This window comes from Kitasatospora sp. NPDC034023 (assembly GCF_055575795.1).
The window spans coordinates 315,080-334,405 of record NZ_JBVIRY010000001.1; the positions used below are offsets into that span (position 1 = coordinate 315,080).

The window sequence follows — 19,326 nt, forward strand, 5'->3', positions numbered from 1 at the left end:
CCCCCCGGGGGGAGGGGGGTGTGCGGTCCGCGCCAGTCTACCGAGCAGGGGTGCCCCGACCGGCGCTTTCCATATGATGAGACGCCTGTTTCAGCAGGTGATCGGCGAAACGGGTGGCTCCACCGGCAGGTCTGCGGGCGATTCGGTACGACCCCGAAGAATCGGCGGGTCCACGGACGGCGACCCGGCCGGATTTCCTCTCCGGGCGGATCGCTGAGGCATCCGTCACAGTCGACATCCGTCACCCTCGGCGCCGCGACCGCGATCCCCGCTTCACCGGTTACCGCTTCACCGGTTGCCGGTTGCCGGTTGCCGTTGCTGCTTGCCGCTCACCGCTCACCGCTCACCCCTGCGGCCCTGGCCTTACCGCTACATCCCCAGCTCGGCTGCCATCAGGTCGCCCGCCTGCTGCTCCAGCTGCTCGTCGGTGAGCCCGTCGTCGTCGGTGTCCGCCCCGTCCGGCGCCGCGCCGATCGGGCTGTCCAGCCGGACGTGCGCGATCAGCGACTGCAGGGCCCGCAGCACCGCGGTGCAGGTCGTACCCCAGTTGGAGAGGTAGGAGAACTGCCACCACCACAGCGCCTCGCTGACCCGGCCCTCGCGGTAGTGCGTCAGGCCGTGCTGGAGCTCGCTGACCACGCCGGCCAGGTCGTCCGAGATCCGGAAGGCGTTGGGCTTCTCCGCCGGGCCGTACGGGTCGAAGACCTCGTGGTAGACGTCGATCGGCGCGAGCAGCTCGGCCAGCCGCTCGCGCAGCTGCTCGCCGTCCGGCTCCGGACCGGTGTCGGGCTCGAAGCGGTCCTCCGGGACGACGTCCTCGATGGCACCCAGCCGGCCACCGGCCAGCAGCAGCTGCGAGACCTCCAGGAGCAGCAGGGACACCGCGCTGCCCGGCTCGTCGCCCTTGGCGACCTCGGTGACGGCGAGCACGAAGCTCTCCACCGAGTCGGCGATCTGCACGGCGAAGTCGTCCGGCTCCGAGCCGTGCGCGTGGGTGTGCTGCTGGTTGATCGTCCGGTCAGACATCGAGCAGTCGTCTCCCTTCGAAGGCGCGGCCGAGGGTGACCTCGTCCGCGTACTCCAGATCCCCGCCGACGGGCAGGCCGCTCGCCAGACGGGTCACCTTCAGGCCCATCGGCTTGCAGAGCCGGGCCAGGTAGGTGGCGGTCGCCTCCCCCTCCAGGTTGGGGTCGGTGGCCAGGATCAGCTCGGTGACCGTGCCGTCCGCGAGGCGCGACAGCAGCTCGCGGATGCGCAGGTCGTCCGGGCCGACGCCCTCGATGGGGCTGATCGCGCCGCCCAGCACGTGGTAGCGGCCGCGGAACTCACGGGTGCGCTCGATGGCGACGACGTCCTTGGACTCCTCGACCACACAGATGACGGCGAGGTCGCGGCGGGGGTCCAGGCAGACCCGGCACTGCTCGGCCTCCGCGACGTTGCCGCAGACCACGCAGAAGCGAACCTTGTCCTTGACCTCCAGCAGTGTGTGCGCGAGCCGACGCACGTCGATCGGGTCGGCTTGCAGCACGTGGAAGGCGATCCGCTGGGCGCTCTTGGGCCCGACGCCGGGCAGCCTGCCCAGTTCGTCGATCAGGTCCTGAACCACGCCCTCGTACAACGTCGCGCCTTCCTTCGGATGGTCGGTGGTGCTCCGGTGCCATCATCCAACGAATCGGGCGTCGGACACAGCGCCCGACGCCCGACTCCCACATAAATCACATAGGTCTGTCGTCTGAACTTCAGACCCGTTCGGCCTACTCGGCTCGGAACGGCGGGCTCAGGACGGCAGGCTCAGATCAGCCGGGTCAGAACGGCAGGCCGGGGATGCCGCCGCCCAGGCCCTGGGTCAGCGGGCCCATCCGCTCGGCCTGCATCTTCTGCGCGGTCTGGTTCGCGTCGCGGACCGCCGCCAGGATCAGGTCACCCAGGGTCTCGGTGTCCTCCGGGTCGACCGCGGCCGGAGCGATCGTCAGCGCCACCAGCTCACCGGCGCCGGTCACCGTCGCCTCGACCAGGCCGCCGCCCGCCGTACCGGTCACCTTCGCCTCGGCCAGCTCCTGCTGGGCCTTCGCGAGATCCTGCTGCATCTTCTGCGCCTGCTTCATCAGCTGCTGCATGTTGGGCTGGCCACCACCGGGGAACACGGCTCTCTCCTTGCTGTCACGGCTGTCTGCGGTGAGTCGTTCGTCACCGCCGAGCCTACGTGCTGCGTCCTGCTCAGGGGCCCCGGTAACTCAGCTGCCCCGGCTGCCCGGGTTCCCGGGCGGCTCGGATGCCCAGGCGGCCCAGCTGCCCTCGTGGCTCAGCTGCCCCGGTGGTGGATCTCCTCCAGCACCGTCGCACCCAGCTCGCGGATGATCAGCTCCTGACCGGAGAACGCGTCCTCCTTGAGGTCCGGGTCGTCCTCCTCCGGGATGTCGTCCTCCGGCGCCACCGACTGCACCGGACGGGCCTGCGGCGCGGCGGCGGGCGGCGGGGCCTGCACCGGCGCGGACTGCACGGGCGGGGCCTGCAGCGGCGGAGGTGCCACCACGGGCGCGGGCGCCGGAGCGGACGCGGGCGCCATGGCCTGCGGGGCGGCCGGACGGGCCGGGGCTCCCCAGCCCCCACCGCCCTGGGCGCCACCACCCTGAGCCCCACCGGGAGCACCGCTCGGGGCGGCACCGACACCGCCGGACGGGTCGACGATGCACTCGATCCGCCAGTCCACGCCCAGCGCGTCGGTCAGCGCGGCACGCAGCACGTCGTCGCTGTTGCTGCCGACGAAGCTGTCCCGGGCGCCGGCATTGATGAACGACACCTGGAGCACACTGCCGTCGAACCCGGCCACCTGGCCGTTCTGGCTGAGCAGGATCCAGGTGAAGCGGCGGCGGTTCTTCACCGCCTCCAGGATCTGCGGCCACAGCTGCCGGACCTGCGCGGCACCCTGCTGCGCGGCCGCCGACGGCTGCCCGCCGGGAACGGCCGCCGCGGGGGCCGCAGCGGGAGCCGGAGCAGGCCCGGGCACCGGGGCGGCCACCGGGGCCGGAGCGGCCTGCGGCTGCGGCGCGGCAGGCGCCGCGGCGGCCGGGGCGGGGGCGCCGCCACCGGCGGGCGGGAAGCTGCGCGGGATCGGCCAGGCACCCGGCGCGGGCCCGGCGGGCGCGGCCGGAGGCGACGGAGCCTGCACGGGCGCGGGCGGCGCCACAGGCGCGGCCGGCACCTCCATCGCGGGCACGGCAGCGGGCTCGACAGCGGGCTCGGCCACCGGCGCAGCCGCCGGTACGCCCAGCGGAGCCCCTCCCGGAGCCGCTCCCGGCACCGCCATCGGCGCGGCGAACCCACCCGCCGCCGCTCGCCGCTCCAGCTTGTCCAGCCGCGCCTGCAGCGACAGCTCGTCGCTGTACGCGCCGGGCAGCATCACCCGGGCGCAGATCAGCTCCAGCTGCAGCCGGGGCGCCGCGTTGCCGCGCATCTCGGTCAGTCCGGTGTTGACGATGTCCGCGGCCCGGCTCAGCTCGGCCGAGCCGAACGCGTCGGCCTGCGCCTGCATCACCGCGACCCGGTCCGCCGGGGCGTCGATCAGCCCCTTCTCCCCGGCGTCCGGCACCGTGGCCAGGATCACCAGGTCGCGCAGCCGCTCCAGCAGGTCGGTGACGAAGCGACGCGGGTCGTGCCCGCCCTCGACCACCCGGTCGATCACCTGGAACACCGTCGCCCCGTCGTGCGCGGCGAAGGCGTCCACCACCTCGTCCAGCAGCGCGGAGTCGGTGTACCCGAGCAGCGAGGTCGCCATCTGGTACGTGACGCCGCCCTCGGCGGCGCCGGCCAGCAGCTGGTCCATGACGGACATCGAGTCACGCACCGAGCCCGCCCCGGCCCGGACCACCAGCGGGAACACCGTGTCCTCGACCTGGATGCCCTCGCGGCCGCAGACGTCCGTCAGGTAGTCGCGCAGGGTGCCGGGCGGGACCAGCCGGAACGGGTAGTGGTGCGTCCGGGACCGGATCGTCCCGATCACCTTCTCCGGCTCGGTGGTCGCGAAGATGAACTTGAGGTGCTCCGGCGGCTCCTCGACCACCTTGAGCAGCGCGTTGAAGCCGGCCGAGGTCACCATGTGCGCCTCGTCGAGGATGAAGATCTTGTACCGGCTGTGCACCGGTGCGAAGAACGCCCGCTCGCGCAGCTCGCGCGCGTCGTCCACACCACCGTGCGAGGCGGCGTCGATCTCGATCACGTCGATCGAGCCGGGCCCGCCGGTCGCGAGGTCCCGGCAGGACTGGCACTCCCCGCAGGGCGTGGGCGTCGGCCCCTGCTCACAGTTCAGACAGCGGGCCAGGATGCGCGCACTCGTCGTCTTTCCACAGCCGCGCGGCCCGCTGAACAGGTACGCGTGATTGACCCGGTTGTTACGCAGGGCCTGCTGGAGCGGAGCGGTCACGTGCTCCTGCCCGATGACCTCCGCGAAGGTCTCGGGGCGGTAGCGGCGGTACAGGGCTAGGGACACACCCCCGACGATATCGGGACGGACCGACAAACGCGTCGCCCCTCACTGCCCGGCCCCCGCAACCCCGGCTCCCCGGGAACGCAAAGACCCCTCGTGCACCCGCCAGAGCCCTCCTACCCTTGCTGCCTTCCGGCCCTGGGGGGGTTCAGAGAGATAACGCCACACGAGGGGCTGACCCCCACACTACCGGATCCCGGCCCCGACGATCCACAGGCCACCCCCACCCCCGGCCTGCGGGATAGGTGGTCGCGACCACCCCGAAACATGTACTAAGCTCTCCCACGGAGGATTCGCCTAGAGGCCTAGGGCGCACGCTTGGAAAGCGTGTTGGGAGCAATCCCTCACGAGTTCGAATCTCGTATCCTCCGCCTCCGCCCGCCAGGGCAGACGAGGGCCCCGACCGCTCAGCGGTCGGGGCCCTCGTCGTTCCATGGTCCCGGTTGGACCTGCGGGGTCTCAACGGGGCCGGCGATGTCCGGCCCCCGACGTGGGAGCCGACTACGAGCCGCCCCCGGGCGGCTATCAGGGGCATCCTGCGGCCACAACCAGCATGCTCGGGCGCTGTGCGTTCCAGCTTCCGGATCTCCCCGCTTGCTGGCGAGGAGATCGGAGACCCTGACACCGACGACCGCCGGCAAGCTGCGGTTGCTGTGCGCGGAGTTCCAGGCTCCGGGCACGGCACCGTCGTCAGCTCGCCTGGGCGGCTGCTTCGGCTTCCGAGTTCTGGATGCCGAGGTTGGCGTAGGCCACGGGGTTGGCGTACTCCCACACCTTGACGACCTTGGCGTCCTCGATCTCGACCCGGAAGATGTACACGTTGCGGTAGACCAGCTTCTCCGCAGTGGACAGGATGTCGCCGTTGGCCTGTAGGAAGACCGACTTGGCGTCCTCGCTCACCGTGTAGACCTTGTCGAGGAAGGCGATGTGGTCGAACTTGGCCGCGACGGATTCGATGTAGCCCATCACGTGCTCCCGACCGTCGAAGACGTACCAGGGGCCGGGCGTACCCTCGATCGACAGCGGGATGGTGATGTTGGCGTGGGGCGCGAGCAGGACTCGCACGCCCGCCGGGTCGCGGCCCTCGAAGGCGGCGAAGAAGCCCTTCGCGGTGTTCAGAGCGGTCTCGTGGTCAATCGTCATGATGTTCTCCGTGGGTTCGGCGGCCCGGTCGGCCGAACGTAGTTGGTAGTGAGTGGCCGGTTGGTCGAGGGTGCGGTGGTCGAGCGACGTGCGCGCTGTCACCAGGGGGTCGGGGCGTGGGCACCGAGGAAGGTGCCGGTGGGGCCGTGCGGGCCGGCGGTGGCCGTGGCGACGATCACCGCAGCTCCCTCTTCCACGCTCTGCGTGCCCTGGTGCCCGTTCAGGTCGGTCGCGGTGAATCCGGGATCGACGGCGTTGACCTGGATGCCTGGGTACTGCTGCGCATACAGGACGGTCAGCATGTTCAGGGCTGCTTTGGACGAGTTGTAGGCGAGGAGCGGGATCCACGCCGGCACGATGGACGCATGCGCGGCAGGATCAGCATTGACCGCGAGCGACCCCAGGCCGCTGCTGACGTTGACAATGGCCGGGCTGTTCGCGGCCTGGAGCAGGGGCAGAAAGGCGCGCACGGTGCGCACCGCTCCGAACACGTTGGTGTCATACACCTGCTGCAGGTCGGCGGCGGTCAGCTCCTCGGTCGGCAGGGCAGGACCGGCGATGCCAGCGTTGTTGACCAGCACATCGACGGCTCCGGCTTCCTTGCGCACCGCTTCCGCGGCTGCTGCGACGGACCGGTCGTCGGTGACGTCGATGAGCAGCGGGCGGGCGCCCAGCGCTCTTGCAGCCTCCTCACCTCGGCGGGCGTCGCGGGATCCCGCATAGACGGTGTGTCCCAGCTCGATGAGACGGCGGGCCGTCTCGAATCCGAGCCCCTTGTTCGCTCCGGTTATCACTGTGGTGGTCATGGACTCCACCCTCGATGACCAGCGCGGATCGAGGGAGAGCCCCGGGCAGCGGGGGGCCTGGCAGTACCAGGCTGGGGCAGCCGACGAAGCCGACAATGGGGATGTGGCTCACGACGACACAGCACTCGGCACAGCTCTGCGCCAATGGCGCGACCGGACCAGCCCCCAGGACGCGGGACTCCCGGCTGGTGGTGTCAGGCGGGCACCCGGACTACGCCGCGAGGAACTAGCCCTGCTCGCCGGACTCTCCGTCGACTACGTCGTCCGGCTGGAGCGAGGCCGCGCCAATTCACCCTCCCCCCAGGTCCTGTCCGCGCTTTCCCGCGCCCTGCGGCTGTCGGAGACCGAGCGGGATCACCTGTTCGTCCTCGGCGGACAGGCCCCGCCCAGCGCCGGACAGGTTTCCCAGCACGTGCCGCCGAGCGTCCAACGGCTGCTCGACCAACTGCAGGACACCCCGCTCAGCGTCCACGACGCGGCCTGGAACCTCATCTCCTGGAACCCCCTCTGGGCCGCTCTGGTCGGCGACCCGTCCTCCTGGCGCGGAAGAGAACGCAACATCGCGTGGAGGCACTTCACACACCTGGCCGGCCGCGTCACCCACACCCCCGAGCAGCAGGCCAGCTTCGAAACCGCGCTCGTCTCCGACCTACGCACCTCCACCGCCCGCTACCCACGGGACAGGCCACTGCGATCACTGATCGCCGACCTGCGGCGCGAGGACGCTCGCTTCGACGAACTCTGGCGCTCCCACACCGTGGGCTTCCACACAACCGACAGCAAGACCATCCACCACCCCGCCCTCGGGCCGGTCACCGTGGACTGCGACACCCTCACCATCCCTGGCAGCGACCTGCGCATCGCCGTCTGCTCCGCGCCGGGTACCGCAACCGCGGAGCAGTTCGCCCTCCTCAAGACCATCGGCATCCAGGCCATCTCAGCTGCTGCCATCGATCCCACCCACAGCTCGTAGCCAGGGGCCCGCCCCTCCGCCGACGAAACCCTGGTTGCAGTTCTGGTTGCATTCACCCCCGTCCAACGCCGTCCGAAGCTTGGCAAGCGAGCAGCTCCGCCGCAGGCCAGGACGCTCCCGACCACCCCCGGACGGCCGGGCGAACAGTTGGAAAGCGTGTTGGGAGCAATCCCTCACGAGTTCGAATCTCGTATCCTCCGCCTTCACGAAGGCCCCGACCGCTCAGCGGTCGGGCCTTCGTGCCGTGGTTGCGGTGGCGGCAGCCCACCGGGCCTGTGGAAGGTCGGCAGGAGAACGCGACAGTACCGGCCCGCACCGGACCGTCGCCAAGGCCAGAAGATCCGTGAGGGCGGCCGGGTCGTCAATGTCCACTGCCTCGTCGCCGTCGGCGTCAACACCGAGGGCCGACGCGAGGTCCTGGGCCACGGATGCGTCGGATCGACAGCCTCCCCGCTGCGGGGCGTCCGCCCGAAGGTGCCGGGCACCAGATCGACCACCGCGACCATGCCGGGCTCGGTCGAACAGGGAGTAGCCTGGAGATCACCGAAGGCACTTCGCATGCCGGTACCGGATATTGGCGTCGTCTGCGGCGAACGACAATGCCGGACCAGACCTCTCGGCCGGGCCCGGGGACAGGTCTTTGATCATGACCACGACCCTCGATCGTGCGACGATGCCCACCGCCACGGATTCCACGGCACGGCTCTCCCTCACGCCCAGTGGCGTGCGGCGCGGCCGTCTGGACGGAGCCTGGTGGCCGCGCTCGCGCGATCTTCTTCTCGAACTCCCCGCCCTGGCCGCCGAGATCGACGAGCGGTGGGGCCGGATCACCCGGATCACCGTGAACCCCGCGCAGTGGCCCGTCATCCCCCGGCGGATACCGGTCGCGGGTCACACCGTCCACGCGGGCTGGTTCACCATCGAACAGGACCCGCACATGATCATGGTCTGTTCCTACGCCCCCCGCCGGCTGAACCTGCTGGTCGTCCCGCCCCGGACGGATGCCGTCGAGGCCGCCCGGCTGATGGCCGAGGCCGCCGATCCCGCGAACACCAGGACCGCGAGCGAGTTGCTCGCCGCGGAGCCGAGCGCCGGTGCGACCGCGCCGGACACCCGTTCCGACTTCCTGCCGTCGGCCGTCACACCCTTCACCGGGCTTGGCGAGGCCGAGCGGCGAGCCGGTCTCGCCCGAAGCCGGGCCGCCTCCTGGCCGACATCCGCGTAGGCGGCGGACGGGAGCCGCCCGGGCCGGGGCGGGGCCTGCGTCACTCTCGTGACCACTCGGTCTCGGCCTGGGGTTCGCCGACGGCATCGGCCCCTTCCCAGAGGCGGATCCTGACCGCGCGGGGGCCGGGAGAGGGCCGGGAGAGGGTGCGTACGAACACGTCACGCAGGTGGTTGGCCGCCCGCTGGGGCGGCCCGTCGTATTCCAGCGGATTCTGGATCGGAGTACCGCCCTGCCGGGACCAGTGGCCGTCGTCGGCCTGGGTCTCCAGAATCCATCGGTACTGCCGCATCCTGGCCTCCCGTGCCGACGATCCCGCCCCCACCACGGTATGGGCGGGGTGGATCACCCGCGACCGGTGGACTCCGCCCGCGCTGTGGCTCGGCCTGCCGGTCGCACCAGCAGTTCCGAGCAGGTCGTCTGTCGTTCGAGAGCCACTGGGCACCGGGCACCGAGGATGAAAGCGTTCCCGATCGCCAACTCGTCATCGAACACCCGCCGAGGAATCGGCCGTCAGGTTTGGCCACGACACGCTCGCCCATACGTGAGGTGCGGGCCCCCGCCCACCGTCGGCTCGCCGGTCACCCCGGACAGACCTTGAAGGAGGCCGAAGTGGCACTCGTGCTCTTCCTGATCATCGTGGCGATCGCGCTCGGGCTGGTCGGTGTCGTCGCCAAGGGCCTGCTCTACCTGCTGTTCATCGGTATCGCCGTACTGATCGTCGCGCTGGCCCTCTCCGCCGTCCGTATCCGGCGCGGAGGCCGGTCCGCGCCCCGCTGAGCAGCCACCGGTCCGCGCCCCGCGCTGAGCAACCAGGTGGCCGCCGCTGGCTGAGTAGCGTTCCCGCGGTTCGCACGGGGCGGATCGCCGTCAGTATTCGGAGCCACTTCGCCGGTAGGTGCCCGCGACCTGGAGCCACGCTCCGGGGGTGAAGCACGCCTCGATCCGGTGCGGGGTGTCCTCGAAGACCCGCAGAACACGCAGAGCACCGCTTGGATGCAGGTCGTACTCGAAGGTGACGCCGTCGTCCGAGCCGTCCTCGTACTGGAGGTCCAGCGGCCCCTGCGAGGGCTCCGCCGGCACCCGGGCGTCGGCCGAGAGTTTCACGTAGACGGACATCTCGCTGTCCCGCCCTTCCTGCCTGCCCGAGGAGTCCGGCCCATGCGGCCGTTCCTCAGGACGCTTCGCTCGGCGGTCCGGATCCGATGCCGGTGGCGATGAGGATCTGCCGCGCCGAGTCGGTGTCGTCGGCCTGAACGGCGCGTGCCATCGAGGCCAGGGCCGCTTCCAGGGCCGCCTGCGGGGGAACGACGAGCAGGCTGAAGTGGTCGCGGTCGCCCCGGGTGATGATCACCGTGTCGTCACCGACCGGGTACTGGTCGATGTGCACCGATCGGCCGTCGACGACCAGCCGGGCCGGCACGTCGTCCCAGGCATCCGCGTCCAGCCCGACGCTCACCACGGGGCCGAGGTGTTCGGTCAACGCTCTGACCAGGCCGGGCAGCTCGGCTCCGACGTTCCGCGAACGCGGCCACCAAGCGCCGTCGAGCGAGCCCGCGCGCGACTCTGTGGTCTCCAGGCGCAACAAGACGGTCCCCGGCTTCGCGGACTGCCGAAACCGGTCGGGAAGCAGCCCCGAAGGCGGAGCACCCGCTTCGTCCGACATGGCCTCGCCACCTATCTGCGGGCACAGGCCGGGCCCGCGGAGGGAGAGCCGGTCCTTTGGGAGCGGCGGCTCGGGCTGCCCCGGTACTCCCACGGTACTCTGCCCGCGCCGGGCAGATCCGGTCGGTCACGAGAGCCCTGACGGGGTGCCGGTTCTCAGCGCCACTCGATCAGGAACAGGGTGGCGTCGTCGCTCGTGCGCCCGCCCCGCTTCTCCTTCAGGACGTGGGAGAGCGCCCGCACCACGGCCCGCACCCCCTCCTGCGAACGCTCGACGAGGTTGACCCAGTCGATGAGCTGTTCCTCCCCGAACTGCTCCCCGCCGGCCTCGCGCTCCTCGACCAGGCCGTCGGTGAAGCACAGGACCCGGTCACCGTGCCGCAGTACCCGCTCGCTGATCACCGGCTCCTCGCCGCCGAACCCCACCGGCAGGGTGGTCGCGCTCTCCAACCGCTCGACCACCACGTGGTCGCGGATCAGCAGCGGCGCGGGATGCCCCGCGTTGACCCACTGCAGGTGACCGGTGGCGATGTTCAGCCGCATCATCTGTGCGGTGACGAAGTGGTCCGGCCCGAACTGCTCGGCGACAGCCCGGTCCATGAACGCGTAGATCTCGGCCAGCCCGATGTCGGCGCGCCGGGCATGCCGGTACGCGCCGATGGCGACGGTCGCCATGGTGGCGGCGTCCAGCCCGTGGCCCATGGCGTCGATCGTGGCCACGTGCAGGAGGTCGTCGTTGAGCGCGTAGTCGAAACTGTCACCGGCCACCTGGTAAGCGGGTTCGAGGATGCCCGCCACGGCTACCCGGGGGACAGTCATCGACAGCGGTGGCAGCAGAGACCACTGGATCTCCGCCGCCACGCTCATCGGTTCCAGGCGCCGGGCCTGGAAGATCCGGTCGGTGTAGCCGCTCTTGGTGACCAGCAGATCCGCGACCAGGCCGGCGAAGCGCCCCAGGAGCCGCCGATCGTCCCCGTCGACGGCGTCCAGCGTGAGGGCCAGCACCCCCACCTCGTCGCCACCGTCCAGCAACGGCAGGTACAACCGCGTCCCGTCAGCCTGCGACACCTCGACGGGAACACCGCGCAGAAAGGCCGCACCCGCGGGGGAGCCATCGATCGGCACCGGTTCTCCCGTGGCCAGCCCCCTCCCCGACAGCGGCACCAGCACGAGCTGGCCGTAGTCCTGCAGCAAGAGCGCCGGATCACGGCCGCCGAACCCGCGTACCGCGTCGGCGACCAACGGAACGATCAACCGGGGCGGCAGCTCGTGTGCCTGATCGAGCAACGCCCCCAGCAGCCGTTCGCCATACCCCTCGGACCGGTCCGGTCCCGCTGCGCCGGACGGCCGCTCACCGCTCATCCTTTGCTCACCGCCGTCTGACTCCCGTCCTGGGCACTCGGCACCGCCTTGATCAACCCTGGCACCACGGTGCAGTTCGCCGGGGCAGGTCCTTCCATTACGCCCGACAGCAGTGCATCGCGCCCCCGGTCACGTCTCCCCTCACGAGTCGCCCGCCGGAACGGTCCCCGAGCCAGACGGAGCACAGCCCCGCCCTGGTTGCAGTTTCGGTTGCAGTCACCCCCGTCCAGCACCGTTCAGAGCCCAACCGACGGGACGCCCCGCCCCTGGTCAGGACGCCTACGGCCATCCCCGGACGGCCGGACGAACATTTGGAAAGCGTGTTGGGAGCAATCCCTCACGAGTTCGAATCTCGTATCCTCCGCCTTCGCCCGCCAGGGCAAACGAGGGCCCCGACCGCTCAGCGGTCGGGGCCCTCGGCGTTCACAGTCTCATCCGCCTTTCCAGGGGCTCCGGCCGTGCACTGCGCCCGCCCTGACAATGGCCCCGTGCGGACGCACGGGGCCATTACTCGGTCAGGCCGGCAGGTACCACGTCTGGCTGGGGCTGGTGGTGCAGCCCGCGAGTTGGAGTTGTACGCCTTCGGCTATGGAGCTCTGGGGGTCGTCCAGGCAGAGGCCGTCGGACGGGTGGCTCAGGTAGCCGCTCGGGTGGACGACCCAGTGCTGGCCTGCGCTGCCGTCGCAGGTCGCCAGGGTGGCTGCTGTGCCGGTGGCCGGCTGCAGGCAGAGGCCGAGGGCACGGAGGCTGCCGTCGTTGCCGAGTGTCCAGATCTGCGAGCCGCTGTAGGTGCAGGACGAGAGCACCGCAGGCGCACCGGCCGAACCGTCGGTGAGGCACTTCTGGGCGGCCGCATTGGTGAGTCCACCGGAGATCTGCACGCCGTTGTAGGGCAGCCGCCACTGCTGGGCGGGGGTGCCGTTGCAGGTGTAGAGCTGCAGCTGCACTCCCCAGGTGGTGGAGGCGCCGGGGTCGTCCAGGCAGAGACCGGTTCCGATGTTCACCAGCGAGTGCGAGGCCCCGGGGCGCCACTTCGCGGCGGCCTCGGCACAGGAGCCGAGCACGATCAGGCTCCCGGACGTTGTACCGGTCGGCTCCAGGCACTTGCCCAGCACCTGCAGGGTCCCGTCGTTGGCGAAGGTCCAGGTCTGCGCATTGGTGCCGTTGCAGCCCCAAAGAACGACCGGGTTGCCGTCGGTCGTCGCAGCGCGGAAGTCGTCCAGGCAGCGGCCCGGGATGCCCGAGGAGACCGTACCGGTGGGCAGGCCGGCCACGGGCTCGAAGGAGAAGGACTTGGTGGCGAGGCCGGTGCCGTTCTCCCAGATTTCGAAGCCGGCGGAGACTCCGCACAGGTACTTCGCCTGGGGCAGGTAGCCCCGGCTGATCGCGTCGATGGCGAACAGCCGGAGGTCGAGGTGGTCGACTGCGCTCGTCGCGGTCGGCAGCTGATAGTTGATCAGGTGATGGGTCGGCGAGATGGTCGCCGCGTTCACCTGGTAGCCCGTACCGCCGATGTCGACCGTGCCGACGGTGGTCGGCCCGTAGGGCTTGGCCTGCGGCCCCTGGCCGTTGAGCCAGATCATCAGCTCGTCGCTGGTGGTCGGGTCACAGCTGGTCGCGTTACTGCTGAACCAGAGGTCGTACGCGGCATCGTAGGTACCCGCGGCGCCCTGGGTCGTGTGCCAGGTGCTCGTCGCGTCACCGAGCGAGGCGACCGGGATCGGCAGGCCCTGGGTGGGCTTGATGTACGCGTAGGCCCCCGGCCCCTGGTTGGGGTTGGTGATGCTGCCGGCCGTCAACTGGCTGGTGGAGAGCGTGAAATCCGCGCCGCCGTCGGTGGTGACGCACTGGCTCACCGTCGTCGGGTCGGCGTTCCACTCGCCGGGGCCGAGCTCGTAACTACCTGACACGGTGAGCGTGTTCTGCCCGCACACCGTGCCGGCCGCCGCGACCGCCTCCCCGCTCAACGGGCCGAATCCGCTGGCCGCACACAGAAGTGCGGCGCCCGACAGTGCCACTCGGCGTCGCGCCGAGTCGAAGCCTCGCATGAGGACCCCCCTAGTCATCGTGTCGATGATCTTAGAGTCGCCCGCGCCGACAACCGCGCTGCCCCAACCGGCGAGGACGCAGTCGATTCGATGCCAGCGAGAAAGGAAGTTCGGAGCCCACCTCGCTACCTGCGCGCCGCCGCCTGCGCCCCCTCCTGGTCTCAGTTCTGGTCTCGTTCACCCCCGTCCGGCCGGGTTCAGCCGCTGTCCGGTCAGACACTCCGGCGCAGGCCAGAACACATGTGAACCCCGGCGGACGGGGTTCGGGAGAATTGGAAAGCGTATTGGGAGCAATCCCTCACGAGTTCGAATCTCGTATCCTCCGCCTCTGCCCATCAGGGCAAACGAGGGCCCCGACCGCTCAGCGGTCCGGGGACCCGAGGCGCCAGAAGAGGGGGGCAGGTCCACCTCCAGGTCTGGCCCACTCCCCACAGCTCTCCGGTCGTGATCAAGCGATGGACGCCTGCCGGCTGACCCGCTGGAGGGTTGCAGTTCTGGTTGCATTCAGTCCCGTTCACGGTCATCCAAAGGCTCCGGTACTGGCGCCGCGCCCGAGCTCCCCGTCGGCCGGCGGCATTACGGCGGCTCCGTCTACGACTCGAATGCGACCTACATATTCCAGATCGGTGTCGTTGCTGCGGGGCCGACCATTCTGATGTCCCATCAGCTCGCGGCTGCTCAGGACGCCGAGGGGGGGGTTAGGAGTCCGTGGCGCAGAGAGCATCTTCAACTCGGCCTGCTCAGCCTGCCGTCCGGCCCGACGCGGTGAAGCGCGCGGCACCGCCGGATCGGCCGGCCTGGCTGGCGCCGCCCACGACCGGCACCGGCGTCCCCAGCCAGGCCGAACGGCGGGCAGCCTGCGATCCCGGGCGCCGCCCGTCGGCCTTTCCGCTCCCGCGTCAGCCGAATGGCGCTCCGTTTCTCTCCGACAACGTGCGACCCGATCGTTACGCTCGGCTCGTGCGAAGGGCTGAGCAGCACGTGGAAGGCGCCGGACCGTTCGTTACCCGGCGCACCTGGGGTCTCCCTGAGGGGGGCACGACGGTGTGGGAGTCCAGGTTGGCACGCAGATGCGGTGTGATCACCGTACGTGCCGCGCAAGGGCCGGCAAGCACGACGACGAGCGCCGGCGTCGATGCTGCCGGCCTCGGCCGGTTGCGCAGAGTCAACATCATCGCCTCGGTCGCCTTCATCATCGGTGGCGCCCTGTTCGCTGCCGGGGCGGCTGTCGCCCAGTTCGGATCCGGAGATCCGATGGTGAGCGCCTGTATCTACTTCGCGGGGGGCCTCTTCTTCAACACGGGCGGCTACGCCGCGTTGCTGCAGGTCGTCAACGCCCCCCGCCGCTCAGGGCCAACAGATCCAGTGAGCACACCCCGCTGGAGATGGTGGAGTTACGAGCCGATGGACGTCGGCTGGCTCAGTACAGCGGTGCTCTTCGCAGGAACGCTGGTGTTCGCGGTCAATCTGCTGGACTCATTCCTTCAAGGGCTCACCGTTCAGCAGGTCAACCGGCTGATCTGGGCGCCCGATGTCGTCGGCTGCATGCTGTTCCTGGTGTCCGGGCATCTCGCCTTCGTCGAGATCTGTCATCGCTCGCGGCCCTGCGTCCGATCACGGAGCCTCGGCTGGTGGATCGTCGCGGTGAACCAGCTCGGTTCCGTACTCTTCATGGTCTCGGCACTGGCCGCCTTCACCCGCCCGAGCACCGGAAGCCTGATCAACGCCACGATCGCCAACTGGGGAACCCTCACCGGCGCGCTGTGCTTCTCTGTCGGCGGAGCGCTTCAGGTCTTTGAACGCCCCTGAGGAGGGTGATCCACCACGGTTGCCGACGGGAGCCTCTGCGGGCGGCCGAGGGCGGAGACAGTCCATTGCTCAGGCATGACCCGGCATGGTTGCAGTTCTGGTTGCCTTCACCCCCGTCCAGCACCGTTCGAAGCCCAGCAGGCGAGCCGGTCCGCCGCTGGTCAGGACGCCTGCGATCGCCGCCGAACGGCCGGACGAACAGTTGGAAAGCGCGTTGGGAGCAATCCCTCACAAGTTCGAATCTCGTATCCTCCGCCTCTGCCGGCCATGGCAGCACGAAGGCCCGGACCGCGTGGTGCGGTCCGGGCCTGGAGGCCGTGGGTGAGGCCGTCGGGCCGTCAGGCCGTCTGGCTGGATGCCGGGCGGACCAGTCGGCTGCGGACCGCCCACACGGCCGCCGCGAGGATGAACCCGTAGACGGACACCAGTCCGTGGCCGTTGTCCTGGGCGAACCACATCGCGAGGCCGAGGACCGGAACGCCGGCGGCCAGGGCGATCTCCTTGGGGAGGCGGGTGCGGGTGAGGAAGGCGAGGGCGAGGGTGGCGCCGAGGAAGTAGGTGGCGCCGGAGCTGCCGGCGAAGTTGCGGGGGTCGGTGCTGGGTCCGTCGCCGAAGCCGAGCAGGCTGTCGATGCGGCCGGGCAGCACGATGCCGGCGAAGAAGAAGACGAGGGTGAGCGTGCCGCCCCAGTACCACTGGGCGAGGGCGGCGACGGCGGCGAGGGTGACGAGGTTCCACAGGCCGCCGAAGAGGCCGCCGTTCTGCATGAACACCGAGGTGAACTCGCGCCACCAGCCGGACTTCGACGGGTCTCCGTCGAGCGCGTCCATGGCGCCGGACCAGGCCAGCTGGAGCAGGACACCGCCGACGGCGAGCACGGTCAGGGCGATCGCCGCCCAGGGGAGCGGCCGTCCGCGCAGGGTGTCGCGACCGACCACGCCGAGCCCGCTGTTGACCATCATGACCATCAGTGCGGCCGTGGTCACGTTGAAGACGATCGCCTCCATTGCCTGCCCCTCCCCCGGTTTCGGCGCTTCCCAACGCCGTTCGAAAACCTGATGGCGCAAAGCTAGCACAGTTTTCGAACAGTGTTGGAAAACGTTGTACGGTGGGATGCATGAAGCTCACCAAGGAGCGCATCGTCAACGCGGGCATGGCCATCTTCGCCGAGGTCGGCTACCAGAACCTGTCCATGCGCCAGGTCGCCGACCGTCTGGACGCCCACGCCGGCAGTCTGTACTACCACGTGCGCGGCAAGGACGAGTTGCTCGCCCTCATGGCCGACCGGGTCTGCCGCCAGGCGTACGACGCCGGCACCGCAACCCTGGCCGCCCTCCCACCCGCCGCCACCTGGCAGGACCGCATCGAGGCCCAGGCCACCACCCTGCGCCTGAGCATCAAACAGCACCCCGGCGGCGCCCAACTCCTCGCCGAGAGCCCCGGCATCCTCAGCCCGGGCTCCCTCTCCCTGATGGAACGCCTGCTGCGCACCCTCCTCGACGCCGGCCTGCCCGCCGACCACTGCGGCATCGCCGCCGACACCCTGCTCAGCCACGTCACCGGATTCGTCCTCCAGGAGCAGAACCAGCCGACGACGGCACCGGCCGTCACCGGCGAGCGCTACGCCGAACTGTGCGAGCAGTTCCCCCTGCTCATGGGGCCGCTGATCCCACGCCTGAGCCAGGACGAGAAGTTCACGCGGAGCATCCGCCTGCTCTGCGCGGGCTTCGCGGCGCTCTCCTGACCACCGACAGCCGCCGACAACCACCGACAGCCGCCGACAACCGCGGCAGTGACCGGCGGTCGCCGGCAGCCACCGCCGCCTCGCCGACCGGTGTCCGCTTCGGAACGCGCTTGACTCCTCGAACACTCGGAACCAGGATCGCGTCGAGATCGTTTCAAACGATGTTCGAAAGAGGTGGAGCGCCCTCGCGCCACCTGTCACCAGGGGAGGGAAACCGTGTCGAAGGACATGTACAAGGAGTTCTCGGACAACGTCGACCGCGAGGTCGCCAAGCTCGTGGACCGTTCCAACCGGGAGGCCGCCCAGGCCGTCGACCGGGCACTGGGCCGGGCGGGCACCGCAGGGGCGTTCGACACCGCCCACTGGCAGCGCCGGCTCGACGAACTGCTCACCGCCCACCACATCCCCGGCGCCGTACTGGCCGTCCTCGCCGACGGGGAGATCCACGAACTGGCGAGCGGCATCCTGCACACCGGCACCGGTGTCGAGACCACCACCGACTCGGTGTTCCAGATCGGCTCGGTCAGCAAGGGCTACACCGCCGCCCTCGTGCTGAGCCTCGCCGACGCCGGCAAGCTCGACCTGGACCAGCCGGTCGTGACGATTCTGCCGGACTTCGCCCTCGCCGACGCCGAGGCCGCCCGCACCATCACGCCGCGTCAACTCCTCAACCACACCAGTGGGATCGAGGGCGACTACGTGAACGACACGGGCCGCGGCGACGACTGCCTGGCCCGCTACATCGACGGCACCCGCACCGTCGGCCTCACCAACCCGCCCGGCGCCACCATGTCCTACTCCAGCACCGCCTACAACGTCCTCGGCCTGATCGTCGAGGTGGTCACCGGCCTGACCTGGGACGAGGCGCTCAAGGAACTGATCTGCGACCCGCTCGGACTCGAGCACACCATGACGCTGCCCGAGGAGGTCCTGCGCTTCCGCGCCGCCATGGGACACATGGGCGAGCCCGGCGAGGACCCGACGCCCACCCCGCTGTGGAACATGCTGCCCCGCTCCGCCGGCCCGTACGGCGGCATCAGCGCCACCGCGGCCGACGTGGTCCGCTTCGCCCGCCTGTTCATCGACGGCGGCACCGCGCCCGACGGCACCCGGGTGCTCTCCGCCGCCGCCGTGGAGGCGATGCTCACCCGCGAGGTCGAGATGCCCGACCAGTGGTTCCTCGGCGCCCACTGGGGCCTCGGCTGGGGCCTGTTCGAATGGGACGGCGTTCGCGGCTTCGGCCACGACGGCAGCACTTTCGGCCAACTCGCCTACCTGCGGGCCATTCCGGAGAAGGGGCTCGCCATCGCCCTGCTCACCAACGGCGGCGGCGCCGCGCCGAAGGTCCACGAGGCCCTCTGCCGCGAACTGAGCGCCGAACTCGCCGGAGTCACCATGCCCATGTTCGGGCCCGCCGAGAACCCCCCGGCCGTCGACACGGCACCCTTCACCGGCAGTTACAAGCGCGAGGGCTTCCTCATGACCATCACCGCCCGCACCGAGGGCGACGGCGCGGTCACGGGCGAGGGCGTGCTGGACCTGCGCTACGAGGGCGTCGAAGGCCTCGCCGGCACCTTCGACCCGCTCGTCTGGCACCTCACCCCGATCTCCGACACCTCCACCAAGACCGTCTTCGCCGGCCGCCGCAACGACAAGGACGCCTGGATCCCCGTCGTCTTCTACGCCCTCCCCGACGGCACCCGCTACGTCCACTTCGGCGTCCGCGCCACCGCCAAGTCCGCCTGACCCCGCCCGCCGAGACCGCCTGACCCCGCCGGGCCCGCCCGGCGCCGCCGGGCCCGCCCGACTCGCCAAGTCGGCCTGGCCCCGCCCCGCTTGCCGCCGCCCACCCCACCGGCGGCGGCAAGCCGGCCCGGCGGCCCCGTGAGCACGTTGGCGCGGCGCGCACCCTTCCGCCGTGTGACGGGCGCACCACTGCCCCGGTACGCCATTCTTGAACCTCCGGCCGTTCGGCCCGGGACGCAGTCCGTTCTCTGTGGTGAGGTGTTTCCCATCGGTAAGGCGAGTGGATCGGCTCTGGCCGCGTGGCTGCGCGGTGTCGACGGGC

General features: G+C 70.4%; 18 protein-coding genes, 1 tRNA gene, 1 other RNA gene and 1 pseudogene. 8 read left to right on the forward strand and 13 right to left on the reverse strand.

All coding sequences use genetic code 11. From position 1 onward, the window contains the following. Positions 1-369: 369 nt before the first annotated feature. The 5 genes from ACZ52R_RS01375 to ffs all read right to left on the reverse strand — a co-directional run bounded on the left by ACZ52R_RS01375 (position 370) and on the right by ffs (position 4,662). Entirely contained in the window at positions 370-1,026 is a 657-nt protein-coding gene (locus ACZ52R_RS01375) for a DUF5063 domain-containing protein (protein ID WP_360496334.1), read from the reverse strand. After that, on the reverse strand, positions 1,019-1,618 hold the full coding sequence (recR, locus tag ACZ52R_RS01380; protein ID WP_360496337.1) for a recombination mediator RecR: 600 nt from the start codon (positions 1,616-1,618) through the stop codon (positions 1,019-1,021). The genes ACZ52R_RS01375 and recR overlap by 8 nt, the downstream gene beginning before the upstream one ends. A gap of 187 nt (positions 1,619-1,805) precedes the next feature. Continuing rightward, positions 1,806-2,144: a YbaB/EbfC family nucleoid-associated protein gene (locus ACZ52R_RS01385; RefSeq protein WP_465622762.1), complete on the reverse strand. Its 339-nt coding sequence runs from the start codon at positions 2,142-2,144 to the stop codon at positions 1,806-1,808. A gap of 158 nt (positions 2,145-2,302) precedes the next feature. Further along, positions 2,303-4,486: a DNA polymerase III subunit gamma and tau gene (locus tag ACZ52R_RS01390; RefSeq protein WP_465752454.1), complete on the reverse strand. Its 2,184-nt coding sequence runs from the start codon at positions 4,484-4,486 to the stop codon at positions 2,303-2,305. A gap of 79 nt (positions 4,487-4,565) precedes the next feature. Next, positions 4,566-4,662: signal recognition particle sRNA small type (gene ffs / locus ACZ52R_RS01395), an RNA gene on the reverse strand. Positions 4,663-4,769: 107 nt separating this feature from the next. Between ffs and ACZ52R_RS01400 the strand changes: the two genes are divergently transcribed. After that, positions 4,770-4,854: transfer RNA gene (locus ACZ52R_RS01400), tRNA-Ser, on the forward strand. 319 nt (positions 4,855-5,173) lie between these two features. Here the strand turns inward: ACZ52R_RS01400 and ACZ52R_RS01405 are convergent. Beyond that, the gene (locus ACZ52R_RS01405) at positions 5,174-5,626 is read right to left on the reverse strand and encodes a nuclear transport factor 2 family protein (protein ID WP_465622766.1); all 453 of its coding nucleotides are present in this window, start codon (positions 5,624-5,626) and stop codon (positions 5,174-5,176) included. Between the two features lie 98 nt (positions 5,627-5,724). After that, entirely contained in the window at positions 5,725-6,432 is a 708-nt protein-coding gene (locus ACZ52R_RS01410) for an SDR family NAD(P)-dependent oxidoreductase (RefSeq protein WP_465622768.1), read from the reverse strand. Between the two features lie 103 nt (positions 6,433-6,535). Between ACZ52R_RS01410 and ACZ52R_RS01415 the strand changes: the two genes are divergently transcribed. The 3 genes and pseudogenes from ACZ52R_RS01415 to ACZ52R_RS01425 all read left to right on the forward strand — a co-directional run bounded on the left by ACZ52R_RS01415 (position 6,536) and on the right by ACZ52R_RS01425 (position 8,630). Then, on the forward strand, positions 6,536-7,405 hold the full coding sequence (locus tag ACZ52R_RS01415) for a helix-turn-helix domain-containing protein (protein WP_465622770.1): 870 nt from the start codon (positions 6,536-6,538) through the stop codon (positions 7,403-7,405). A 333-nt stretch (positions 7,406-7,738) separates the two neighbouring features. Next, positions 7,739-7,825 (forward strand): annotated as a pseudogene (locus ACZ52R_RS01420) (transposase); the annotation flags it as partial. A gap of 226 nt (positions 7,826-8,051) precedes the next feature. Beyond that, positions 8,052-8,630, forward strand: coding sequence for a DUF5994 family protein (locus tag ACZ52R_RS01425; RefSeq protein ID WP_465752455.1), 579 nt, complete (start codon positions 8,052-8,054; stop codon positions 8,628-8,630). Between the two features lie 40 nt (positions 8,631-8,670). On the opposite strand, the gene ACZ52R_RS01430 is transcribed toward ACZ52R_RS01425, so the two are convergent. Then, a complete protein-coding gene (locus tag ACZ52R_RS01430) occupies positions 8,671-8,922 on the reverse strand; it encodes a hypothetical protein (RefSeq protein ID WP_465622774.1) in 252 nt (83 codons plus the stop codon). Between the two features lie 320 nt (positions 8,923-9,242). On the opposite strand from ACZ52R_RS01430, the gene ACZ52R_RS01435 reads away from it, so the two are divergent. Further along, positions 9,243-9,410 (forward strand): hypothetical protein, encoded by a 168-nt coding sequence (locus tag ACZ52R_RS01435; RefSeq protein WP_465622776.1) that lies wholly within the window; start codon positions 9,243-9,245, stop codon positions 9,408-9,410. 90 nt (positions 9,411-9,500) lie between these two features. On the opposite strand, the gene ACZ52R_RS01440 is transcribed toward ACZ52R_RS01435, so the two are convergent. The 4 genes from ACZ52R_RS01440 to ACZ52R_RS01455 form a co-directional block, all read right to left on the reverse strand. Beyond that, the gene (locus ACZ52R_RS01440) at positions 9,501-9,749 is read right to left on the reverse strand and encodes a hypothetical protein (RefSeq protein ID WP_465622777.1); all 249 of its coding nucleotides are present in this window, start codon (positions 9,747-9,749) and stop codon (positions 9,501-9,503) included. A gap of 55 nt (positions 9,750-9,804) precedes the next feature. Then, positions 9,805-10,296 carry a DUF5994 family protein gene (locus ACZ52R_RS01445; RefSeq protein WP_465622779.1) on the reverse strand — a complete coding sequence of 164 codons (492 nt, stop codon included), beginning with the start codon at positions 10,294-10,296 and terminating at the stop codon, positions 9,805-9,807. 155 nt (positions 10,297-10,451) lie between these two features. After that, complete coding sequence (locus ACZ52R_RS01450) at positions 10,452-11,657, reverse strand: PP2C family protein-serine/threonine phosphatase (protein ID WP_465622780.1); 1,206 nt, start codon at positions 11,655-11,657, stop codon at positions 10,452-10,454. A gap of 515 nt (positions 11,658-12,172) precedes the next feature. After that, complete coding sequence (locus ACZ52R_RS01455) at positions 12,173-13,624, reverse strand: ricin-type beta-trefoil lectin domain protein (protein ID WP_465752457.1); 1,452 nt, start codon at positions 13,622-13,624, stop codon at positions 12,173-12,175. A gap of 1,041 nt (positions 13,625-14,665) precedes the next feature. On the opposite strand from ACZ52R_RS01455, the gene ACZ52R_RS01460 reads away from it, so the two are divergent. Then, a complete protein-coding gene (locus ACZ52R_RS01460; RefSeq protein ID WP_465622387.1) occupies positions 14,666-15,514 on the forward strand; it encodes a hypothetical protein in 849 nt (282 codons plus the stop codon). A 338-nt stretch (positions 15,515-15,852) separates the two neighbouring features. On the opposite strand, the gene ACZ52R_RS01465 is transcribed toward ACZ52R_RS01460, so the two are convergent. Continuing rightward, the gene (locus ACZ52R_RS01465; protein ID WP_465661462.1) at positions 15,853-16,521 is read right to left on the reverse strand and encodes a hypothetical protein; all 669 of its coding nucleotides are present in this window, start codon (positions 16,519-16,521) and stop codon (positions 15,853-15,855) included. A 110-nt stretch (positions 16,522-16,631) separates the two neighbouring features. On the opposite strand from ACZ52R_RS01465, the gene ACZ52R_RS01470 reads away from it, so the two are divergent. Next, positions 16,632-17,258 carry a TetR/AcrR family transcriptional regulator gene (locus ACZ52R_RS01470; protein WP_465752459.1) on the forward strand — a complete coding sequence of 209 codons (627 nt, stop codon included), beginning with the start codon at positions 16,632-16,634 and terminating at the stop codon, positions 17,256-17,258. 216 nt (positions 17,259-17,474) lie between these two features. Continuing rightward, positions 17,475-19,004: a serine hydrolase domain-containing protein gene (locus tag ACZ52R_RS01475; RefSeq protein ID WP_465752461.1), complete on the forward strand. Its 1,530-nt coding sequence runs from the start codon at positions 17,475-17,477 to the stop codon at positions 19,002-19,004. Positions 19,005-19,326 lie beyond the last annotated feature (322 nt).